Source organism: Gillisia sp. CAL575 (genome assembly GCF_000403785.1).
GTDB lineage: Bacteria > Bacteroidota > Bacteroidia > Flavobacteriales > Flavobacteriaceae > Gillisia.
The window spans coordinates 53,863-74,295 of record NZ_APHJ01000031.1 but is presented as its reverse complement, the minus strand read 5'-3'; the positions used below and the strand labels follow the sequence as shown (position 1 = coordinate 74,295).

The 20,433-nt window shown below is 33.8% G+C and carries 22 protein-coding genes; 13 read left to right on the top strand and 9 right to left on the bottom strand.

What is annotated here, in order from left to right:
- Positions 1-669 (bottom strand): ZIP family metal transporter, encoded by a 669-nt coding sequence (locus I130_RS11425; RefSeq protein WP_034923117.1) that lies wholly within the window; start codon positions 667-669, stop codon positions 1-3.
- 144 nt (positions 670-813) lie between these two features.
- Here I130_RS11425 and I130_RS11420 point away from each other — a divergent pair, with 144 nt between their 5' ends.
- Positions 814-1,986 carry a class I SAM-dependent RNA methyltransferase gene (locus tag I130_RS11420; protein WP_034923156.1) on the top strand — a complete coding sequence of 391 codons (1,173 nt, stop codon included), beginning with the start codon at positions 814-816 and terminating at the stop codon, positions 1,984-1,986.
- A 447-nt stretch (positions 1,987-2,433) separates the two neighbouring features.
- Here the strand turns inward: I130_RS11420 and I130_RS11415 are convergent, their stop codons facing one another.
- Genes I130_RS11415 through rlmD form a run of 3 tightly spaced genes read right to left on the bottom strand, consistent with a single transcriptional unit; the run spans position 2,434 to position 5,040 of the window.
- Positions 2,434-3,141, bottom strand: coding sequence for a DUF6048 family protein (locus I130_RS11415; protein ID WP_034923115.1), 708 nt, complete (start codon positions 3,139-3,141; stop codon positions 2,434-2,436).
- Complete coding sequence (locus I130_RS11410; protein WP_051119696.1) at positions 3,107-3,649, bottom strand: DUF6452 family protein; 543 nt, start codon at positions 3,647-3,649, stop codon at positions 3,107-3,109. The genes I130_RS11415 and I130_RS11410 overlap by 35 nt, the downstream gene beginning before the upstream one ends.
- Positions 3,631-5,040, bottom strand: coding sequence for a 23S rRNA (uracil(1939)-C(5))-methyltransferase RlmD (gene rlmD / locus I130_RS11405; RefSeq protein WP_034923112.1), 1,410 nt, complete (start codon positions 5,038-5,040; stop codon positions 3,631-3,633). The genes I130_RS11410 and rlmD overlap by 19 nt, the downstream gene beginning before the upstream one ends.
- A 168-nt stretch (positions 5,041-5,208) precedes the next feature.
- Between rlmD and rocD the strand changes: the two genes are divergently transcribed.
- The 3 genes from rocD (at position 5,209) to I130_RS11390 (ending at position 8,040) form a co-directional block, all read left to right on the top strand.
- Entirely contained in the window at positions 5,209-6,489 is a 1,281-nt protein-coding gene (gene rocD / locus I130_RS11400) for an ornithine--oxo-acid transaminase (RefSeq protein ID WP_034923110.1), read from the top strand.
- 310 nt (positions 6,490-6,799) lie between these two features.
- Complete coding sequence (locus I130_RS11395; protein ID WP_034923108.1) at positions 6,800-7,453, top strand: TrmH family RNA methyltransferase; 654 nt, start codon at positions 6,800-6,802, stop codon at positions 7,451-7,453.
- 35 nt (positions 7,454-7,488) lie between these two features.
- Positions 7,489-8,040 carry an SRPBCC family protein gene (locus I130_RS11390; RefSeq protein ID WP_034923106.1) on the top strand — a complete coding sequence of 184 codons (552 nt, stop codon included), beginning with the start codon at positions 7,489-7,491 and terminating at the stop codon, positions 8,038-8,040.
- 241 nt (positions 8,041-8,281) lie between these two features.
- Here the strand turns inward: I130_RS11390 and I130_RS11385 are convergent, their stop codons facing one another.
- The 4 genes from I130_RS11385 to rlmH form a co-directional block, all read right to left on the bottom strand.
- Positions 8,282-9,040, bottom strand: a complete 759-nt coding sequence (locus I130_RS11385; RefSeq protein WP_034923152.1) for a carboxypeptidase-like regulatory domain-containing protein — start codon at positions 9,038-9,040, stop codon at positions 8,282-8,284.
- A gap of 68 nt (positions 9,041-9,108) precedes the next feature.
- Positions 9,109-10,977 carry a DEAD/DEAH box helicase gene (locus I130_RS11380; RefSeq protein WP_034923104.1) on the bottom strand — a complete coding sequence of 623 codons (1,869 nt, stop codon included), beginning with the start codon at positions 10,975-10,977 and terminating at the stop codon, positions 9,109-9,111.
- A gap of 76 nt (positions 10,978-11,053) precedes the next feature.
- A complete protein-coding gene (locus I130_RS11375; RefSeq protein ID WP_034923102.1) occupies positions 11,054-11,626 on the bottom strand; it encodes a non-canonical purine NTP diphosphatase in 573 nt (190 codons plus the stop codon).
- Between the two features lie 10 nt (positions 11,627-11,636).
- A complete protein-coding gene (rlmH, locus tag I130_RS11370) occupies positions 11,637-12,110 on the bottom strand; it encodes a 23S rRNA (pseudouridine(1915)-N(3))-methyltransferase RlmH (RefSeq protein WP_034923100.1) in 474 nt (157 codons plus the stop codon).
- Between the two features lie 41 nt (positions 12,111-12,151).
- Between rlmH and nadC the strand changes: the two genes are divergently transcribed.
- The 5 genes from nadC to priA all read left to right on the top strand — a co-directional run bounded on the left by nadC (position 12,152) and on the right by priA (position 17,700).
- On the top strand, positions 12,152-13,009 hold the full coding sequence (gene nadC / locus I130_RS11365; protein WP_034923098.1) for a carboxylating nicotinate-nucleotide diphosphorylase: 858 nt from the start codon (positions 12,152-12,154) through the stop codon (positions 13,007-13,009).
- Positions 13,010-13,012: 3 nt separating this feature from the next.
- On the top strand, positions 13,013-13,945 hold the full coding sequence (locus I130_RS11360; protein ID WP_034923096.1) for a YihY/virulence factor BrkB family protein: 933 nt from the start codon (positions 13,013-13,015) through the stop codon (positions 13,943-13,945).
- Between the two features lie 12 nt (positions 13,946-13,957).
- Positions 13,958-14,521, top strand: coding sequence for a chalcone isomerase family protein (locus I130_RS11355; protein WP_034923094.1), 564 nt, complete (start codon positions 13,958-13,960; stop codon positions 14,519-14,521).
- A gap of 41 nt (positions 14,522-14,562) precedes the next feature.
- Entirely contained in the window at positions 14,563-14,991 is a 429-nt protein-coding gene (locus tag I130_RS11350) for a DUF2147 domain-containing protein (RefSeq protein ID WP_034923150.1), read from the top strand.
- Positions 14,992-15,246: 255 nt separating this feature from the next.
- Positions 15,247-17,700 carry a primosomal protein N' gene (priA, locus tag I130_RS11345; protein WP_034923093.1) on the top strand — a complete coding sequence of 818 codons (2,454 nt, stop codon included), beginning with the start codon at positions 15,247-15,249 and terminating at the stop codon, positions 17,698-17,700.
- A 70-nt stretch (positions 17,701-17,770) separates the two neighbouring features.
- On the opposite strand, the gene I130_RS11340 is transcribed toward priA, so the two are convergent.
- Entirely contained in the window at positions 17,771-18,481 is a 711-nt protein-coding gene (locus I130_RS11340; protein WP_034923091.1) for a LytR/AlgR family response regulator transcription factor, read from the bottom strand.
- A gap of 194 nt (positions 18,482-18,675) precedes the next feature.
- Here I130_RS11340 and rpsF point away from each other — a divergent pair, with 194 nt between their 5' ends.
- The 4 genes from rpsF to I130_RS11320 all read left to right on the top strand — a co-directional run bounded on the left by rpsF (position 18,676) and on the right by I130_RS11320 (position 20,410).
- On the top strand, positions 18,676-19,014 hold the full coding sequence (rpsF, locus tag I130_RS11335) for a 30S ribosomal protein S6 (protein WP_010229179.1): 339 nt from the start codon (positions 18,676-18,678) through the stop codon (positions 19,012-19,014).
- A 2-nt stretch (positions 19,015-19,016) separates the two neighbouring features.
- Positions 19,017-19,313, top strand: coding sequence for a 30S ribosomal protein S18 (gene rpsR / locus I130_RS11330; RefSeq protein WP_010229177.1), 297 nt, complete (start codon positions 19,017-19,019; stop codon positions 19,311-19,313).
- A 13-nt stretch (positions 19,314-19,326) separates the two neighbouring features.
- Entirely contained in the window at positions 19,327-19,776 is a 450-nt protein-coding gene (gene rplI / locus I130_RS11325; protein ID WP_034923088.1) for a 50S ribosomal protein L9, read from the top strand.
- Between the two features lie 157 nt (positions 19,777-19,933).
- Positions 19,934-20,410, top strand: a complete 477-nt coding sequence (locus I130_RS11320; protein WP_034923086.1) for a DUF6495 family protein — start codon at positions 19,934-19,936, stop codon at positions 20,408-20,410.
- Positions 20,411-20,433 lie beyond the last annotated feature (23 nt).

Below are 20,433 nucleotides of genomic sequence, written 5' to 3'. Positions count from 1 at the left end.
TTATAATAAATAGGCCAATAATATTCCAGCAACTATCACTGCTAATTTAGAGGCATTAAAAGTGTGTGTTTTTGAAGCTTCAAAAATAATAGTGGTTGAAACATGCAGAAAGATCCCAATCACTACAGCACTTATATAAGTAGTGTATTCATTAAGTATTTCAAAATTAGCCGACATCCAACTTCCCAAAGGAGTCATGAAAGCGAAGAGCATTAAAAACAAAGCGACTTTAAATTTTCCGATGTTAGATTGTAATAAGAAAGCAGATAAAATTGCAGCTACCGGAATCTTATGTATTACGACCCCATATAATAAATGCTCTGAAGTATTCAGCGGAAAACCTTCGAGTAAAGAATGGATTCCTAAACTAATCAACAATAAAATAGGGAAATGAGCCGCATTGCCCTCGTGATGAATATGTCCGTGTTCTGCTCCTTTGGACAAAAACTCCAGAACAATCTGAAGCAGTAATCCTAACATAATAAATACGCCAATTTGAGCTTCCCCAGAACCATAGACGTCCGGAAGCAATTCAAAAACAGTTACAGATAATAGATAAGCTCCACTAAAAGAAAGCAATAGTTTAAAAGCTACAGAGGAATTCGGTTTTAAAAATAAGGCTATAAAAAAACCAATTAGAACCGATAAGAGTGGCAGAATATAAATCATTTAATAAATTATGTCTCTAGATTGGTATAACAAGTTGAATATTATTCATTCTAAATATTCCTTTAAAAACGGCTATTCAGATCAACATGTAATTGTCATATCGCACAAAAATAATGTATTTTTGCCGTTTAAGAAATGATGGGAATGGATAATAATTTTGAAATGGTTGCCAAAACACTTTTTGGCTTTGAACCTATATTAGCAAAGGAATTGCGTAATCTAGGCGCAATGAATATTAAAGAAGGTGTAAGAAATGTTCAGTTTACTGGAGATAAGGGTTTTATGTATAAAGCAAATCTTTGTTTGCGTACAGCCATTAAGATCTTAAAACCTTTTAAATCTTTCAGGATTTCTTCAGAAGAGGATCTTTATAATGAGATCAAGAAAATTGCATGGGAAGATTTTATGAATGTTAATGATACTTTGGCAATAGATGCTACTGTTCATTCTGAACAATTTACCCATTCTAAATATATAGCTCAGAAAACAAAAGATGCGGTTGTAGATAGATTTAGAGAGAAATTTGGCTCAAGACCAGATGTAGATCTTGATTTTCCAACCCTAAGAATAAACATACATATAGAGCATAATTACTGTAATGTTTCTCTAGACAGCTCTGGACAATCATTACATAAACGTGGCTATAAAACCGCAACCAACATCGCTCCAATAAACGAAGTTCTGGCAGCCGGAATGTTGTTATTTTCTGGTTGGGATGGACAAAGTGATTTTATGGATCCTATGTGCGGGAGTGGTACTATTTTGATAGAAGCTGCGATGATAGCTTGTAATATTCCTCCGAATTTAAATAGAAAAGAATTTGCTTTCGAAAAATGGAAAGATTGGGATGTAGATCTTTTTGAAAAGGTAGAAGAATCTGTGCTGAAGAAAGTACGTGAATTTCATTTTACTATCACAGGATATGATAAAGCACCTTCTGCTGTTACCAAGGCAATAGATAATGTTGAAAATGCTAATCTTGCTGAATTCATTCAGGTAAAGCAACAAAATTTCTTTGAGAGCACTAAAACTAGCGAAAGACATTTGCATATGGTTTTCAATCCACCTTACGGGGAAAGATTGGACATTGATATGCCTGTATTTTATAAGGAAATAGGTGATACCTTAAAACAAAGCTACCCAGATACCGCGGCATGGTTTATTACTTCCAACCTAGAAGCTATTAAACATGTGGGATTGCGACCTTCCAGAAAGATCAAAATGTTCAATGGTGCATTAGAATCTAAATTGCTGAAATATGATATTTATGCCGGAACTAAGAAACTGCATAAATTGAGAGATCAGGAAGAGGGATAGACATCTAAAACAATTCGACATGCTCAATGTGACAAGTCAGTGTCATCCCGACTTAAGGAGGGATCTTTAATTAGGATGGATCTTATTCCGTTGAGATTCTTCAATGCGTTTCAATACTTTCAGAATGACACACACAGTTGTCCTTTCGAGCGGAGTCGAGAAATCACATCATTTAATACATATAGATTTAAAGCACTTATCGATAAGCTCAATGTGAAAATTATAGTGTCATCCTGAACCTTTCTAAGGATCTCTTTTGTTAACGAGAGATTCTTCAGTACACTTGGTTTCCTTCAGAATGACAGTTACATCACAATGTCATCCCGACTTAAGGAGGGATCTCTCATTAAAACAAATGTTTAGTTTGAGAATATAACATCTGTTTCATGGTAGATCCTAAAATAAATTCAGGATGACATATATTGGAATGAGAATTATATAAGAAAATTAATCCTTCGCTTTCTTATAAAGCGGGATGAGATAAGAGATATTATAACTGTAGCCCACTCCAAAATCACTAAAATCATTGGTCACTCCAAATCCGGGAACATATAGATTTTCCATATTGGAAGGAGTGGTTTCAGAAATTTGTCTTTTAAGTTGCACGTTGGCTCCTAAATATAAATTCTGAAATAATTCTACTTTAATACCTGCAATAAGTTCTACCCAACTGCCGGTAAGTCCTTTGCTCTCTTGTGGTGTGGTAATAATATCAGTTCCAAAATAAGGGGTTTGAGTAGCAATAGCATAACTTTCTAAAGTCTGTGAAAACGTTGAAAATCCGTAACGAAGCCCGATAACTATAGCATTTTCCATTCCCGACCAGTTTTCATACGCATTATAGTCAGCACCCAGTTTTATGTAGCTTCCTTTGGCACTAACATTTAGATTTTCTTCAAAAATATCCATTTGCTCATTTCCAACTTCTGCAGCCAAATAATAATCTTTGTAGATCCTGTAATCTCCTAAAAGTTCTAATCCGCTGTATTCATCCTGCAATAAGGTTCGTAAAGGTTTGCTTAGATCTATACCTACGCGCAGCCCATATCGTTCTTTATAATTAATGGTATCTGTAGCAGTTTGCGCCTTGGAACTTTCTATTCCCAAAAGGCAAAAAATGCTAATGAAAAATAGAGATATGTGTTGTTGTTTCATCTTCTACAGTTGATTGATCTACTTCGATTCTTTTTATCCATTTATTTGTAGCTGGAGTTTCCGTTTGAACTTTAGCTTTCAAGTCAATATAAGTTACTCTAAAACTACAAGCTCTATTAAGATATTCCTGATTTCTTGCATAGGTAAAATCAACGATATCAGTATTTTCTTCGGAAGTAGCATCGTCATCATCACTAGCATCCAAGATAAATTCGTAAGAAGTAAAATCTACATCAGTTCTCAACGGAATACTTATTTCTGAAGGATTTGATAGAATTGGAAAATTTACAGTGTCACCCACTGCCTTAATACTTAAATTAGAAACAGGTTTAGCGATTGAGTCATTTCCTGCTTCCGCATCAAAAAATGAGATCTTTAAGAGCGGAGTGATTACGGTAGATTCTGCACAAATATCATCTCGTTGACATCCCAGATTCAGTATTAACATCAAGATCAATCCAAAGATCAATCTGCTGCTATTTTCAAAATTTATCTTTTTTCCAAACATACTACGTTCTCTACATGAAAGGTTTGTGGAAACATATCTACAGGGCGAACTCTAGTTACTTTATAATGTTCATCTAAAAGTGCCAGATCCCGAGCCTGTGTAGCCGAATTACAACTAACGTACACAATTCGTTGCGGCAAGATACCAATTATTTGAGCAACTACATCCTTGTGCATTCCATCTCTTGGTGGATCTGTAATTATAACATCTGGATGCCCGTGTTCATTAATAAAGTTTTGTGTGAATACCTTTCTCATATCTCCTGCATAGAACTCTGTATTCTCTATATTATTTCGCTTGGCATTCTCTTTTGCATCTTCAATAGCAACTGGAACAGCTTCTATACCCACAACTTTTTTCGCTTTTTTAGCAACAAATTGTGCTATGGTTCCCGTTCCTGTATAAAGATCATATACCAACTCATTTCCTGTAAGTCCAGCGAAATCTCTTGTTACTTTATATAATTCATAAGCTTGGGCGGAGTTTGTTTGATAGAAAGATTTTGCATTGATTTTGAACTTCAAGCCTTCCATTTCTTCAAAAATATGATCTTCTCCTTTATAACAAATCACTTCTTGATCGTAGATGGTATCGTTTCCTTTACCATTAATTACATATTGAAGGGAAGTGATCTCAGGGAATTTTTCAGCTAGGCTATCTAATAATAAAGTTCTCTTTTCTTTGTCTTCAGCAAATAATTGTAACACCACCATGATCTCACCGGTAGAAGAGGTACGAATCATAAGTGTTCTTAATAATCCATATTGGTTTCTAGTATTGAAAAATGGAATATCATTAGCAATGGAGAATTCCTTCACATGATTTCTTATGGCGTTACTTGGATCTTCCTGTAAATGGCACTTTTTAATGTCTAAAATCTTATCCCACATTCCTGGAATATGAAATCCTAAAGCATTCTTATCTTCAAAATCCTTTTCGCTATTAATCTCGTCTAGAGTTAACCATCTACTATCACTAAAAGAGAACTCCATTTTATTTCTATAAAAGTAGATTTCTTTACTTCCTAAAATTGGGTCAATTTCTGGTAATTCAATTTTACCTAAACGCTGTAAATTATTGGTGATTTCCTGTTGCTTGTAGAATAACTGATGCTCATAGCCCATATGTTGCCATTTACAACCACCACAGGTTCCAAAATGTTGACAAACAGGCTCTACACGTTTATCTGAAAGTTTATGAAATTTAGTTGCAGTCCCTTCGTAAAAAGACTTTTTCTTTTTGGTAGTTCGTATATCTGCAATATCTCCTGGAACAGCATTGTTTATAAATACAACTTTTCCGTCTGGAGCTTTTGCAATGCTTTTTCCTTTAGCACCGGCATCTAAAATTTCTAATTCTTCAAATACCAGATTTCTTTTCTTTCTTCCCATGGCGCAAAAATAGGATAATTGTGAAGATTTTTTACTGCTCCCATTATAAATTTCAGATAACATTTAGTAATTTGCGCTCGTTGAATTTTTGGTTGATTTCTCTCCGTTTTTCAACAAATTACCAAAGAAAGAAGGAATTGTTATAATAAATTATTTAAAACACAGAATATGCATTTAGAAAAAGTAACAGCTTCAGATCAGGCAATTAAAATGGAAGAAAAACACGGAGCTCATAACTACCATCCATTACCGGTAGTGTTGAGTAAAGGAAAAGGAGTGCACGTTTGGGATGTAGAGGGCAAACAATATTATGATTTTCTTTCGGCATATTCTGCAGTGAACCAAGGACATTGTCATCCAAAGATCGTAAAAGCAATGCACGATCAAGCATCAACTTTATCTCTTACTTCAAGAGCTTTTCATAACGATATCTTAGGACCTTACGAGAAATACATTACAGAGTATTTTAAATTCGATAAAGTACTTCCAATGAATACTGGTGCTGAAGCGGTAGAAACTGCAATTAAGATAGCCAGAAAATGGGCATATGAAAGGAAAGGAGTAGAGGAGAAGAAAGCACAGATAATTGTTTGTGAAAATAACTTCCATGGAAGAACAACAACCGTAATCTCTTTTTCTAATGATGAGAACGCGCGTAAGAATTTTGGACCTTATACTCCTGGGTTTATTAAGATTCCATATAATGATATTAATGCTTTAAAAGAAGCTTTAGAGAATAACGATAATATAGCTGGATTTTTAGTAGAGCCAATTCAAGGAGAAGCAGGAGTATTTACTCCAGCAGACGATTACTTGAGGCAAGCTAGAGATTTGTGTAAAGCACACAATGCTCTTTTTATTGCAGATGAGATCCAAACAGGAATTGCCCGTACTGGTGGTTTATTAGCTGTATGTGGGAATTGTGACTGTCAAAATCATTGTGAAAGACAAGAAACTTATATAAGACCAGATCTTTTAATCTTAGGAAAGGCGCTTTCTGGAGGGAATTATCCAGTTTCTGCCGTACTTGCAGATGATGAGGTGATGAATGTGATCCAACCGGGACAACATGGTTCTACTTTTGGAGGTAATCCTGTTGCTGGAGCAGTAGCCATTGCTGCATTAGATGTGGTGAAAGATGAAAACCTTATTCAGAATGCAAGAAAACTTGGTAATCTTTTTAGAAGTGAATTGAATAAATATATTGAGCAAAGTGATCTTGTTAACTTGGTAAGAGGAAGAGGTTTGCTAAATGCAATCGTTATTAATGATTCTGAAGATAGTTCTACTGCTTGGGATATTTGTATGGCACTCAGAGATAATGGTCTTTTAGCAAAACCAACCCATGGGAATATCATTCGTTTTGCTCCACCATTGGTGATGACAGAAGAGGAATTGTTGGACTGTGTATCTATTATTGTTAAAACTTTAAAACAGTTTGAAAAATAAGAAGTCTATATATTGATTATCCGTAAAGTATCATAAACTGATAAAGGACGTCATTCTGAACTTGTTTCAGAATCTCATGAGAATATTAATTAATAAAATATAATGAGACCCTGAAATAAATTCAGTGTGACGAGACAATTTATTATGACAAAAAACGGGTATTCAATTATACATTTTTAAAAATATTGACCGATTTAAAATTAATTTTTTAGATCGGTCTTTTTTATTTTTTCATTGAGGGTAAAATCCCAGAAAATATTCACAAGGTTTTTAATTACCTTCAAATAAAAAATATCAAATAGTTGATTGAATGGCAAGTATAGAATTTTTGACATTTTTAGAAGACATGCTCACTCCAGAGCGAAAGGATTTGTTCAATAAAGTAATAGAACGGCGCACCAATCATTTTACGGTGGTTACAGAGGATGTTTATCAATTACATAATACTAGTGCTGTAATTAGAAGTTGCGATGTTTTCGGTGTTCAGAATGTGCATGTGATCGAGGAGCAAAAAGTGAAGAAGATAGATCGTGAGATCGCAATGGGCGCACAAAAATGGGTAACCCTAAACAGGCATGACGATAGTTTAAAATGTATAAGCAAACTACGGGAAGAAGGTTACCAAATCATTGCTACTTCTCCCAATGCAGAAGCTATTGAATTATCAGATTTCGATATTACAAAACCATCAGCTCTTTTTCTAGGAACAGAAAAGGATGGACTTTCTAAGGAAGTTCTTTCCAATGCAGACCAGTGTATAAGGATCCCAATGGTTGGATTTACAGAGAGTTTAAATATCTCGGTTTCAGCAGCAATTATCTTGCAGGAACTCACCTCTAAACTAAGAAAAAGTAAAATTTCTTGGGAATTGAGTGATTATGAAAAAAATGAGGTTAAATTTGAATGGTTGAGAAAAAGTTTTAAAAACTTTGATCAATTGGTTAAAAGATTTGAAAATGATTAATATTTTTAAGTTTTAGATAATTATAGAAAACCTACATGACCCTATTTTTTTATATTCTTATTGCTATTATCACTTTTATAGCATTCTTGCATGCTATGGCAAAAAAAGAATTTGATATTAGTAGAACACTCGTAATCAACCGTTCTAAGGAGGATGTATATAATTTAGTAAGACAATTAAAAAAACAACATCATTGGATGCCTTGGTTTGAAGAAGATTATAAAGGAGTCTTAAAGTTTAATGGGGACGATGGAAAACCAGGAGCTCTTTTGTATTGGAAAAAAAACAACAGACTTTTTGAAGGTACCCAAAAAATAGTTAAACTTAATCAAGGTCGAATTATGGAAACTCGGGTGCTTGTCTTGAGGCCCGGAAAATTAATTTGTCTTGAGTATAAAGGATTAAAAGAGTTAGACCAGAATAAAACTAAAATGGTATGGGGAATACGGGGAGGTCTTAATTTCCCATTTTCGGTAATTGCACTTTTCCAGCCAGTAGATAAAATGTATGGGGATGATCTTGAGCTAGGATTAAAGAATCTTAAGAAGATGCTGGAGCATAAGCATGACAAAACTGAAGTCAATTAAGGATCAACTTCGGGCTCCTTTTATTCTTATGGTCTGTTTTTTCCAGTACATGGTTGTCTGCAAATAAGTAACTAATTAGTAAATCTGTTTTTGTAGCAATTTGAATGTTTACTATATCTCAATACTATTGGAATTAAAACACTAACCTCCTGAAAGATTCTGGAAATACATTTTGATAGGAATAAAAAAAACCGAAGTCAATTTGTATCGACTTCGGTTAATATATTTTATGATATCTGAATTATCTCTTCAGCACTTTGTATTCTTCGTAACATCCACTTATTGCATCTAAGATCTGTAGATCATTAGCAGAACGCATAAAATCTTTAGAGTAATTACACCTTGCAAGAATTTCTTCAATCTCTACAGAACTAATCTGTAATACTGCTGCTAAAGTTTGTCTATCAAATTTTGTTTGTAAGAGCGTTCGTATTTCGTCATTCTCCTTCATTTTACGCAACTTTTTCATCTGTTTGGGTTTATTTCCGAAGAGATTATAAAGTGCATCTGCAGGATTAAATATAGCGCCCAAAGCTTTTGCTGCTGCTCCAGGAGAAGAACTTCCTCCTTCATATCCAGAATTTAGGCCAGAAATACTATATCTACTGTTATCATAAATAGGAATATTCTTAACATCTATTTCTAGATAACCAGTAAGTGTAATGGGACTAACAACAACTTCTTCTAAAGCAATTCCAAGTTCTGTCATTTTTACCTTTACACTCCCATATTTTAACCAGTCATTAGTTACACGAACCTGAATTGTCCTAAATCCTAAATAAGAAAAATAAAGGGTGTCGTTAACAGTTGCCTGTATCTCAAAATCTCCTTCTGAAGTGGTTGTAGTTCCTTTAACCTGATTAAGGTTAACGATATTTACATTTTCCAAAGCAAGATCATTGGAAGCATTTAAAACTTTACCACTAACAATGTCCTGTGCTTGTATAGCACTTACAGAACAAAATAAAATGAAAAGTGAAAGAATTGGTAGTAACCTCATAAAAGTAAAATACATTGGGAGGAATGTATAGTAATAACTATACCAAACTCCTCCCAATGATTATTTAATTATGATCTATTAGATTTTCTGCGATTTACAGAACTAGAGATGTTCTTTTTTCTGCTTCCGCTTCTTCCTGAAGATTCGCTAGAATTTCCAGAATCACTAGATCTTCTTCTGCTAGAACCTTCAGAAGGTTTATCAGATCTTCTTCCTCTAGATTCAGATGAACTATCACTTCTTTTAGATTTAAAATCTCCACCGCTTTTACCGCGACTTCTATTGCGATCTCCACCGCCAGAAGATCTTCTTCCGCCACTGCGACCAGTGTCTTGAGAAACTTCTACATTTACACTTCTTCCTTGATGCTGTACATTTTCGAAAGTAGCTATTACTTTTTCAGCCATTTCTGAGCTAGTGTTGAAGAAAGAAAAACTCTCTTTAACATCTACTCTAGAAACATCATCTCTTCCAAGGTCTAAAGTCTCTTTTAAATAATCCTTTAAAGACATCCAATCGAAATCATCTTTAGATCCTACGTTTATGAAATAGCGTGTGCTGTCTCCGCCGTAAGATCCTCCAGAAGCGCTATCTCTATCTCTAGAGTTAGATACTTTTGAGTTAAGATCTGCTGCATTCTTATAATGGTTGAAGAATCTTGTAAACTCTACAGAAAATACCTTTTTGATGATCTCTTCCTTAGTTAAACCTTCCAAAACCTCTTCTATACTTGGTAGATAAGGATCTATGTCATGATTTATCGTAGTATTCTTAATATCGTTAGCAAGGTGAAAAAGCTGAACTTCACAAATTTTCATTCCATCTGGAATTTCTTTTTGTTCAAAGTTTTTCTTAATAATACGCTCTATACTCTTGATCTTTCTAAGTTCACTTTTAGAAACAATAACCATGGAGATACCAGTTTTCCCAGCTCTACCAGTTCTTCCACTTCGGTGTGTGTAAATCTCTGGTTCATCAGGTAATTGGTAATTGATAACGTGAGTAATATCATCTACATCAATTCCACGAGCAGCAACATCTGTTGCAACCAACATTTGGATCTGACGGTTTCTAAAACTCTTCATTACCATATCACGTTGATTCTGACTTAGATCTCCGTGTAGTGCTGCAGCGTTATAACCATCCTCAACCAAATTTTCAGCTACTTTTTGAGTATCTCTCTTTGTTCTACAAAAGATCACAGAGAAAATTTCAGGATTAGCATCTGCTAATCTCCTTAAAGCGGCATATCTATCGCGAGTGTTTACTAAATAATACTCATGAGAAACATTAGAAGTACTTTCATTCTTGTTTCCAACGGTAATCTCTATTGGGTCACGCATGAATTTTTTAGCGATCGTTGCTACCTCTCTAGGCATTGTAGCAGAAAACAACCATGTGTTTTTTTCAACTGGGGTATGAGATAAGATATTTGTAATATCTTCAAAGAATCCCATATTCAACATTTCATCTGCTTCATCAAGGATGCAGTATTCAATTTTTGAAATATCAACCAACTTACGCTTAATCATGTCCTGCATTCTTCCTGGAGTTGCAACAATTACTTGTGCACCACGACGAATTTGCTGAGCTTGATCTGTAATGCTTGCTCCACCATAAATAGCTACTGTATTTAATCCTGGTGTGAACTTCGCATAATTTTTTAGCTCATTGGTAATTTGTAAACACAATTCCCTGGTAGGGGAAAGAATCAATCCTTGTGTATGCTTACTTTGTGCGTTGATCTTGTGGATGAGTGGAAAACCAAAAGCGGCGGTTTTTCCTGTACCTGTTTGGGCAAGTGCTACCATATCGGTGTCTTCTTGCAATAAAATTGGAATCGCTTTTTCCTGTACCTCACTCGGCTCTGTAAAGCCCATTTCCTCAACAGCTTTAAGTATGGCAGGATTTAATCCTAATTGTTCAAATTTATTCATATAAAATTTTAATAAGTTGCAAAGGTACGATTTCCTTTACAGCTTACACAAAAATTCTTAAATGAATAATAAACAACTATTTAGCTAGATAATCTATAAGATATTGTAGTGCTTTACCTCGATGACTTATTTTAGATTTCTCACTTAATTCCATTTCGGCAAATGATTTATTAGAATTATCTGGCTGAAAAACAGCATCGTAACCAAAACCGTGTTCTCCCTTTTTTTCTTTTAAAATATGGCCAGTGCAAATACCCATGAATAAATGTTGATGGTCGTTTAGATTTAATGCAATCACAGTTTTAAATCTGGCTTCACGATTATCTTTGTCCTCTAGATTAGAAAGAAGCTTCTCTATGTTCGCTTCGTTGTCTTTTTGCTCTCCAGCATATCTTGCTGAAAATACTCCAGGTTCTCCATGAAGAGATTTTACTACTAATCCTGTATCGTCTGCAAAACAATCCATTTGGTAATGCTCTTTCACAAAATTTGCTTTTAAAATGGCATTTCCATCTAATGTATCGGCTGTTTCAGGAATTTCCTCAAAGCATCCAATATCATCTAAAGAGAGCAGGGTGATATTTTTGGGAAATAAGGCCTGTACTTCCTTAAGTTTATTCTTATTGTGAGTGGCGAATACAAGTTTCATAATAGTTTATTTAACGGTGATGGTAAGGTTCATTCTTTAAAATAGTAAAGGCTCTATATAATTGTTCTGTAAAAAATAGCCTGACCATCTGATGAGAAAAGGTCATTTTAGAAAGTGATATTTTAGTGTCCGCTCGGCTATAAACCTCTTCAGAAAAGCCATAAGGCCCACCAATTATAAAGATTACTTGTTTTAATCCGCTGTTAAATCGTTTCTGAATAAATTCAGAAAAGCCAACCGAGCTCAGTTGCTTTCCATTTTCATCCAGTAGCACAACAAAATCTGAGGTTGTAATCTTATTTAGAATAAGTTCTCCTTCCTTTTGTTTCTGCTGATTCTCATCTAAATTTTTGACTTTTTTGAGATCAGGAATCAGTTCAATTTCAAATTTATTATAGAACTGAAGCCTTTTTATATAAACATCCGTTAAATTTTGAAGAGTTTTATCATCTGTTTTACCTATACCAAGTAATTTTATGGTCATTTTACTAAGACTTTGCTACATTTACAAAAATAACTATTGCTATGATTTCACAAGCACAATTTCAGAAGGAAATTGAATTAATTATTTCTAATGCTATAAGAGAAGATGTTGGAGAAGGAGACCATAGCTCTTTGGCATGTATTCCAAAAGAAGCCAAAGGAAAGGCTAAACTTTTAGTAAAAGACAACGGAATCATTGCCGGAGTAGAATTTGCGAAACAGGTGTTTAATCATATAGATCCAGAACTTAAAGTTGAAACTTTAATTGAAGATGGACAGCGTGTACAGAAAAGAGACATTGTATTTTATGTTGAAGGTTCCTCACAATCTATTTTAAAAGCAGAGCGATTGGTTTTGAATGCAATGCAACGAATGAGTGCGATTGCTACCAAGACTAATGAATTTGTGAAAAATCTTGAGGGTACAAAAACGCAGATTTTAGATACCAGAAAAACCACTCCTGGAATAAGAGCTCTGGAGAAATGGGCAGTAAAAATTGGGGGAGGAGAGAATCACAGATTTGCTTTGTATGACATGATTATGTTAAAGGATAACCATATAGATTTTGCTGGCGGAATTACTAAGGCAATAGAAAAAACCAAAGCGTATCTTAAAAGCAATGATCTGGATTTAAAAATTATTGTTGAAGCAAGAGATTTAAAAGAAATCCAAGAAATTTTAGAAAGTGATGGAATTTATAGAATTCTTATAGATAACTTTAATTACGAGGAGACTAAAAAAGCAGTTCAACTAATTAATAATAAATGTCTAACAGAGTCCAGCGGAGGAATTACCTTGGACACGGTACGAAAATATGCGGAATGTGGTGTAGATTTTGTTTCTAGTGGAGCATTAACCCATTCTGTTTATAATATGGATCTTAGTTTAAAAGCGGTATAGTGCATGCAAGCTAAAAGATCTTCCAAATCGCTATTAGTTAGAATTTCTGAGGCTTGGGAGTATAGAACCAGTAAAATTAGACTTCCAGGTTTGGAGGGTTTAACATTTCATGATCTTTGGGTGATCTATTCTGGAGGGATCATAGAAGGAACTTTTTCTACCAGAGCAAGTGCAATTGCATTTAGCTTTTTTATGGCGCTGTTCCCATTTCTTTTATTTGTCCTTAACCTTATACCATATATTCAATTCATAGACGATTTCCAATTACAGTTTTTGGTGTTTATGGATTCTTTATTACCACCAACTACTTCAGAATTTTTTAATGACGTATTTTACGATATTGCAAGTACACCTCGTGGTGGTTTGCTATCTGTTACCTTTATTCTTTCTATTTTTTTAATGACCAATGGGGTGAACTCTATTTTTACGGGTTTTGAGTATTCCTTTCATACTAATACCAATAGATCAATTGTTAGACAATATTTTGTAGCTCTAGGTGTTTCCATAATTATGGCATTGTTGTTGTTAATTACTGTTATACTAGCGGTTTATCTCACATATGCAGTGGATGATATCAGCCAGTTAGGAATTTTTGGTGAAAAAAGTTTATCACCTAAGTTGGTGAAATATACTGCGTTTATTTTATTGATCTATGCTGCCGTTGCAACCTTATATTATTCTGGAACACGGGAAGGTAGACATTCAAGATTTTTCTCAGCAGGTGCATTGTTCACTACTATTTTAATATTATTAAACACTTATTTGTTTGGTTTATATATAGAGAATTTTAGTAGATATAACGAATTATATGGATCTATTGGAGCACTTTTAGTACTTATGGTGTATATATGGTTAAATTCTAATATATTGTTGCTTGGATTTGAATTGAATGCCTCATTATTAAAAATGAAAAAGAAAACAAAATTAATTAACTAAACTCAAATTAAAATGAAAAATGTTTTATTGTTATTGTTCGCAATGGTAACTTTTGCATCTGCACCTGCTCAAACAAAAGCAGCTGGCGTTACTTTACCAAACTCTGTGACTTTTGAAGGCGAAAAATTAGCGCTGAATGGAGTAGGAGTAAGAGAAAAGTTTTGGATGGATTTGTATGCTGGAGCATTATATTTAGATAAAAAGAATGCTGATGCCAATGGAATTATAAATGGAAATCAGCCAATGGCTATCAAATTACATATAGTATCAAAATTGATTACTAGTGACAAGATGGTGGATGCTGTAAATGAAGGTTTTGAAAATGCTACTGGTGGTAAAACTTCAGGAATTTCTTCAGAAATAGCTCAATTTAAAGGCTATTTTTTAGATGAGATCCAAAAGAATGACATTTTTGATATGGTATATCTACCCAAAGAAGGAGTGAAAGTTTTTAAAAACAATAAATTACTTGGAACCATTCCAGGAAAGGAATTTAAAAAAGCTTTATTTGGGATCTGGTTATCTAATAAACCAGCAGATAAAGATCTTAAAGATGCAATGTTAGGTAAGAGCTAATTAAATTAATTTAAAAATTTAGACGTATTCCAATTATGAAAATGAAAAATCCTACGTTATTTTCCCTGTTAATACTTTGTTTTGGGTATAGCTCCCATGCTCAATCTGTATTGGGTAAATGGAAGACTGTAAACGAAGAAACAGGTAAATCTACCTCGATTATAGAGATTTATAAAGCAGGTGATGTACTTAATGGTAAGGTTGTTAAGATCTTAAAGGAAGAAGATAGAGATAGAGTTTGTACAAAATGTGAAGGTGAACTAAAGGATAAGCCTATTGAAGGAATGGTTGTTATGACTGGTCTGGAGAATGACGGAGATGAATATTCTGGAGGAACAGTAACCGATCCGAAAACAGGAAAGGTGTATAGATGTAAAGTCTGGCTTGATGAAGATAATCCTGAAAAATTAAATGTGAGAGGGTATATTTCTTTTTTCTATCGAACACAAACTTGGATACGAGCAGAATAATATTCTAAATATTAGAATTGTTGTAAAATCCACTCTTTATAGGAGTGGATTTTTTTATTGCAGTAAAAAGAAGTTTAAATTTGTAAGACTATCAGTTTTCTTAAGCGTATAGAATTAAAATATCCACGCGCTTGGTGTGGAGTTATATTTCAAACTATAGCTACACTTAGGTTGATAATTAATAAAATAGTCCATATTTTAAAATTCTGAAAAGCACAGATTTCAAAAATTCGTTAACCAATTTAAAGCTACTGCATGGGTTTTTATATAGATATAATTCTTCCTCTTCCATTAGAAATGCAATTTACTTATGAAATTTCTCAGGACGAGGCTGAAGTATTGACTACAGGAATGCGAGTTGCTGTGCCATTTGGAAAATCTAAGATATATACAGGGATCGTTGCCTCTAGTCATAATAAGGCTCCCGAGAAGTACGAAGCGAAGGAGATTGAACAAATCCTTGACGATTCTGCGATTGTAACTGAAAATCAGTTGAAATTTTGGAATTGGATTTCTTCATATTATATGTGCGCAGAAGGAGAGGTGCTTAAGGCGGCTTTGCCTGGAGGATTTCTTTTAGAAAGTGAAAGTTTAATTCAGCTTTTGCCCTCTGGGAATGGGGAAGATGAAAATTTGGATGATCAGGAATATCTTATATATGAAGCCTTGCAAAGGCAATCTTCTCTTAAGATCCAAGAAATCATGCAGTTGCTAGATAAGAAAACGGTACTTCCTATTATTAATAGGTTAGTTTCTAAAGGGATTGTGGTTGTAAATCAGGAGATTTTTGAGCAGTATAAACCCAAGTTGATTCGTTACGTAAAACTGAATGAAAAGTTTCTTTCAGAAAAAGAAATGCATTTATTGCTAGATGAACTTAGTAAAGCACCTAAACAGAAAGCAGTGATACTAAGTCTTTTTCAGCTTCAGGCGAAATCCAAGAAACCACTTGAACTAAAAGCCCTTGCAAAAACTAGTGAAACTTCAACTGCAGTAATAAAAAGTTTAATTGATAAGAAGGTTCTAATAGAATTCCATTTACAAAAAGATAGAATTCAGTTTGATATAGATGATGTTGATCAAAAAATGGTTTTAAATGAGTGGCAACAAACTGCATTTAATGAAATAACCGAAGCTTATAAGGACACAGATGTTTGCTTGCTTCATGGAATTACTTCTTCCGGGAAGACAGAGATTTATATAAAACTTATAGAAAGAGTAATCAAGGAAGGAAAGCAAGTGCTTTATTTACTTCCAGAAATAGCTTTAACAGCTCAATTGGTTTCCCGTTTGCAATCTTTTTTTGGGGAACAGGTATTGGTTTATCACAGTAAATACTCTGTGAATGAACGGATGGAAGTGTACAAACATGTTTTAAACGATAACGTGAAAGCTAAGATCATTTTAGGAGCACGCTCAGCTATATTTCTTCCTTTTAAAAATTTAGGTCTTATTGTGGTGGATGAAGAGCATGAAACTACTTTTAAGCAATTTGATCCTGCTCCAAGATACAATGCGAGAGATGCATCTGTTGTTTTGGCAAAATTCCATGATGCAAAAGTACTATTAGGCTCTGCGACTCCTTCTTTAGAAACTTATTATAATGCAACTCATAATAAATATGGTCTTGTTTCTTTAAATAATAGATATGGGAATGTATTACCTCCAGAAATTGAGATCGTAGACCTTAAAGAAAAATATAAGAAGAAGAAAATGACTGGTCATTTTTCCGATAGGTTGTTAGACGAGATAAAATTAACTTTAGAAGAAGGAGAACAGGTTATTTTGTTTCAAAATAGAAGAGGTTATTCTCCAATTTTAGAATGTCTTACCTGTGGGCATTCCCCGCAATGTCCAAATTGTGATGTAAGTCTTACCTATCACAATCATAGCAATCAATTAAGATGTCACTACTGCGGCTATCACATGGCAATGCAGAAGCAGTGTATGGCTTGCGAAAGTGTAGAGCTTACCACCAAAGGTTTTGGAACCGAGCAAATTGAAACAGAATTAAGATCTTTACTTCCTGAGGCAAAAATTGGGCGTATGGACCTAGATACCACACGAGGGAAGCACGGGCATCAAAAAATAATAAGCGCTTTTGAACAGGAGAGCATTGATGTTCTAGTTGGAACTCAAATGTTAAGTAAAGGACTCGATTTTAGAAAAGTTAGATTGGTGGGAATTATGAATGCCGATAATTTGCTAAATTTTCCTGATTTTAGAGCGCATGAGCGCAGCTTTCAATTAATGCTTCAGGTTGCTGGGAGATCTGGAAGAACTAAGAATAGGGGAAAGGTGATTGTTCAAACTTATAATCCGCATCATCAAATAGTAAAGCAAGTTTCAGAAAATAATTATTTGGAAATGTATAAGGAGCAGTTGGAGGAACGTTATCAATATCAATATCCTCCTTATTATAAGCTTATAAAATTCACTATTAAGAGTAGAGATTATTCTAAGACCAACGATGCGGCAGATTGGATTGCAAAATCGCTGGCTAATGTTTTTCGGGAAAATGTATTAGGTCCAGAATTTCCACCAGTTGCGAGAATACGGAATGAATACTATAAAAATATACTATTAAAGATACCGCCTAATCAATCTTTAGGAAAGACTAAAAAGTATATTCGCAAGATCTTAAAAAGTTTTAAATCAGTCGGGATTTGGAGAAGTGTAAGGATAATATCAAATGTAGATCCTTCCTAATTGAAACATTAAAATTGTAAGAATTCAGGATTTTAATGGGATCATTAAAATTCTATATAATTCAATAAGACTATTGCATGGAGCTAAGCGCTTCTATAAGATTTGCTTTCTTATGTCTGCTTAATGGCAGTTGCTGTTTATCTATTTCTATATTCTTACTATTATAACGCTCTACTTTTTCAAGGTTTACAATGTAAGATTTATGAATTCTCAAAAATTTATCCGATGGTAATTGCTGCTCAAAAGATTTCATAGTTGCAAGAACAACAAACGTATCTTTCTCGGTTACAAACTTCACATAATCTCCTAAAGCTTCTATATACTTTAGTTTACTAAGAAATACCTTTCTGTTCTTTAGATTACTTTTTACAAAGATAAAATTTTCATCTTCAACAGGAACACCATTAGTTTTTAGCTGATAAAGATTAATAGCTTTAGCAACTGCATTATTAAAACGCTCTCTATTTACCGGTTTGTGAATGTAATCTACCGCATCATAATCAAATGCCTTAAAAGCATATTTTGTTTTCCCTGTAACGAATATGATCTGAGGTTTATTAGGAAGATCGTCTAGAAGATCAAAACCTGAAAGTATAGGCATCTCTATATCCAGAAATATTAGATCTACATCTGTATCTAATAAACCATTTTTAGTTTCTATCGCATTATTGTACTGTGCAACAACCTTTAAGTTAGGGTGATCCATGATAAGCTTTACAATCGATAAACGTTGTAAGCTAGAATCATCCACAACAGCACATTTAAGTAAAATTTCGTCCACGTCTTGGTAAGGTTAAGTGTTAACAATATTACTCATTAAATTTTACTAATACAAGATAAATAGAAATAAGGTGTCGGTGAAATACCCTTTTCTCTATTTAAAGTGTATATTATTGATAGGACCTAATAAGAAAGACTTTGCATATAATAAAAATAGTGTTACTTTTGCAGCCAAATTAATTTAAATCATAGTTTATGAATCATTATGAAACTGTTTTCATCTTGAATCCCGTTTTATCTGATGAACAGATAAAGGAGACAGTTAAGAAATACGAAGATTTTCTTGTTTCTAACGGCGCCAAGATGGTATCCAAAGAAGATTGGGGGCTAAAAAAATTAGCTTATGCAATCCAACACAAAAAAAGTGGATTTTACCACTTATTCGAATTCCAAGCTCCAGGAGAGGTAATTAATCCTTTAGAAGTAGAATTCAGAAGAGAAGAGCGTATGATGCGTTATCTAACTGTACGTTTAGATAAGCATGCAATTGCTTGGGCTGAGAAAAGAAGAAATAGAAACAAAGAAAAAGCGTAGTTATGTCATCTATTGAACAACAAGCAAAAGGAAAAAAAGACGGAGAAATTAGGTATTTAACTCCGTTGAATATAGAAACCAACAAAGCTAAAAAGTATTGTAGGTTTAAGAGATCTGGTATTAAATATATCGATTATAAAGATGCAGATTGGTTATTGGGCTTCGTAAATGAGCAAGGTAAATTGTTACCTCGTCGTTTAACAGGAACTTCTTTAAAATATCAACGTAAAGTGGCTGTAGCGGTTAAACGTTCTCGTCATTTAGCATTAATGCCGTATGTTGCGGATTTATTAAAATAAGAAAGAGGCTATTATGGAATTGATACTTAAAAAAGACGTAGACAATTTAGGGTTTAAAAATGATATGGTAACTGTGAAGCATGGTTACGGTAGAAATTTCTTAATCCCTCAAGGTTTTGCAGATTTAGCAACTCCTTCTGCTAAGAAGGTATTAGCTGAAACTATTAAACAACAAGCTTTTAAGGAGCAAAAGAATATAGATGCAGCTAAAAAACAAGCGGCTAAACTAAACGGGTTGGAAATGAAACTTACTGCTAAAGCAGGTGGTGGAGACAAAATGTTTGGATCTATTACTAATGGAGACTTATCTGATGCATTAGCAAAAGAAGGTGTAGAATTAGATAAAAAATATATTGCGATCGCCGGTGGAAACATTAAGCGTTTAGGACAATATGAGGCTACTTTGCGTTTTCACCGTGAAGTTATCTCTACCTTTACATTTGACGTTGTAGCTGAGGCTTAATCAAATAATTTATTTGAGCTGCTTAAAGAATATCATTGATATTTTTTGAGCAGCTTTTTTTTATGCTTAATTTAAAGTGAATATATTAAGGAGTGTTATTTCTTTCGAATTTATATAAGTGAAGAAATGTACCTTTTAACTTTTCAGGATTTTAAAAATGAAATATAATAGACTTACCAAAGAACAATTTGAAGAATTAAATCAGGAATTTATAAATTTTCTGGCCTCTCAATCTATTACTGCAGATGAGTGGGAAAAGATAAAACAAGATAAACCTGAGGTTGCCGAAGATGAGTTGGATGTTTTTAGTGATCTTATTTGGGAAGGTGTTTTGGAGAAAGTTACTTACCTAGAACATTTTTCTAAGCATCAAATGTATTTGTTCAATATTACCATGGCAGAAATAAAACTCGTTGCGGTTAAAGTGGAGAACGAAGCTATAGATATTACAACCAGAGAAGGCTATCAATGGCTTCAAACTAACTTGTTGGATGATACTGTGAATCTTTATACTTCTACCAAAGCGGTAAGCGAGGATAGAAATAAGGATATTTTTGCTTTAATTAAGCAAGGAGCTGTAATTACTAAAGGGCAATTATTTGATTATTTTAGTGATATGGTAGAGAATAAGTAATCTAAAAGGAGAAGGTTACTTAC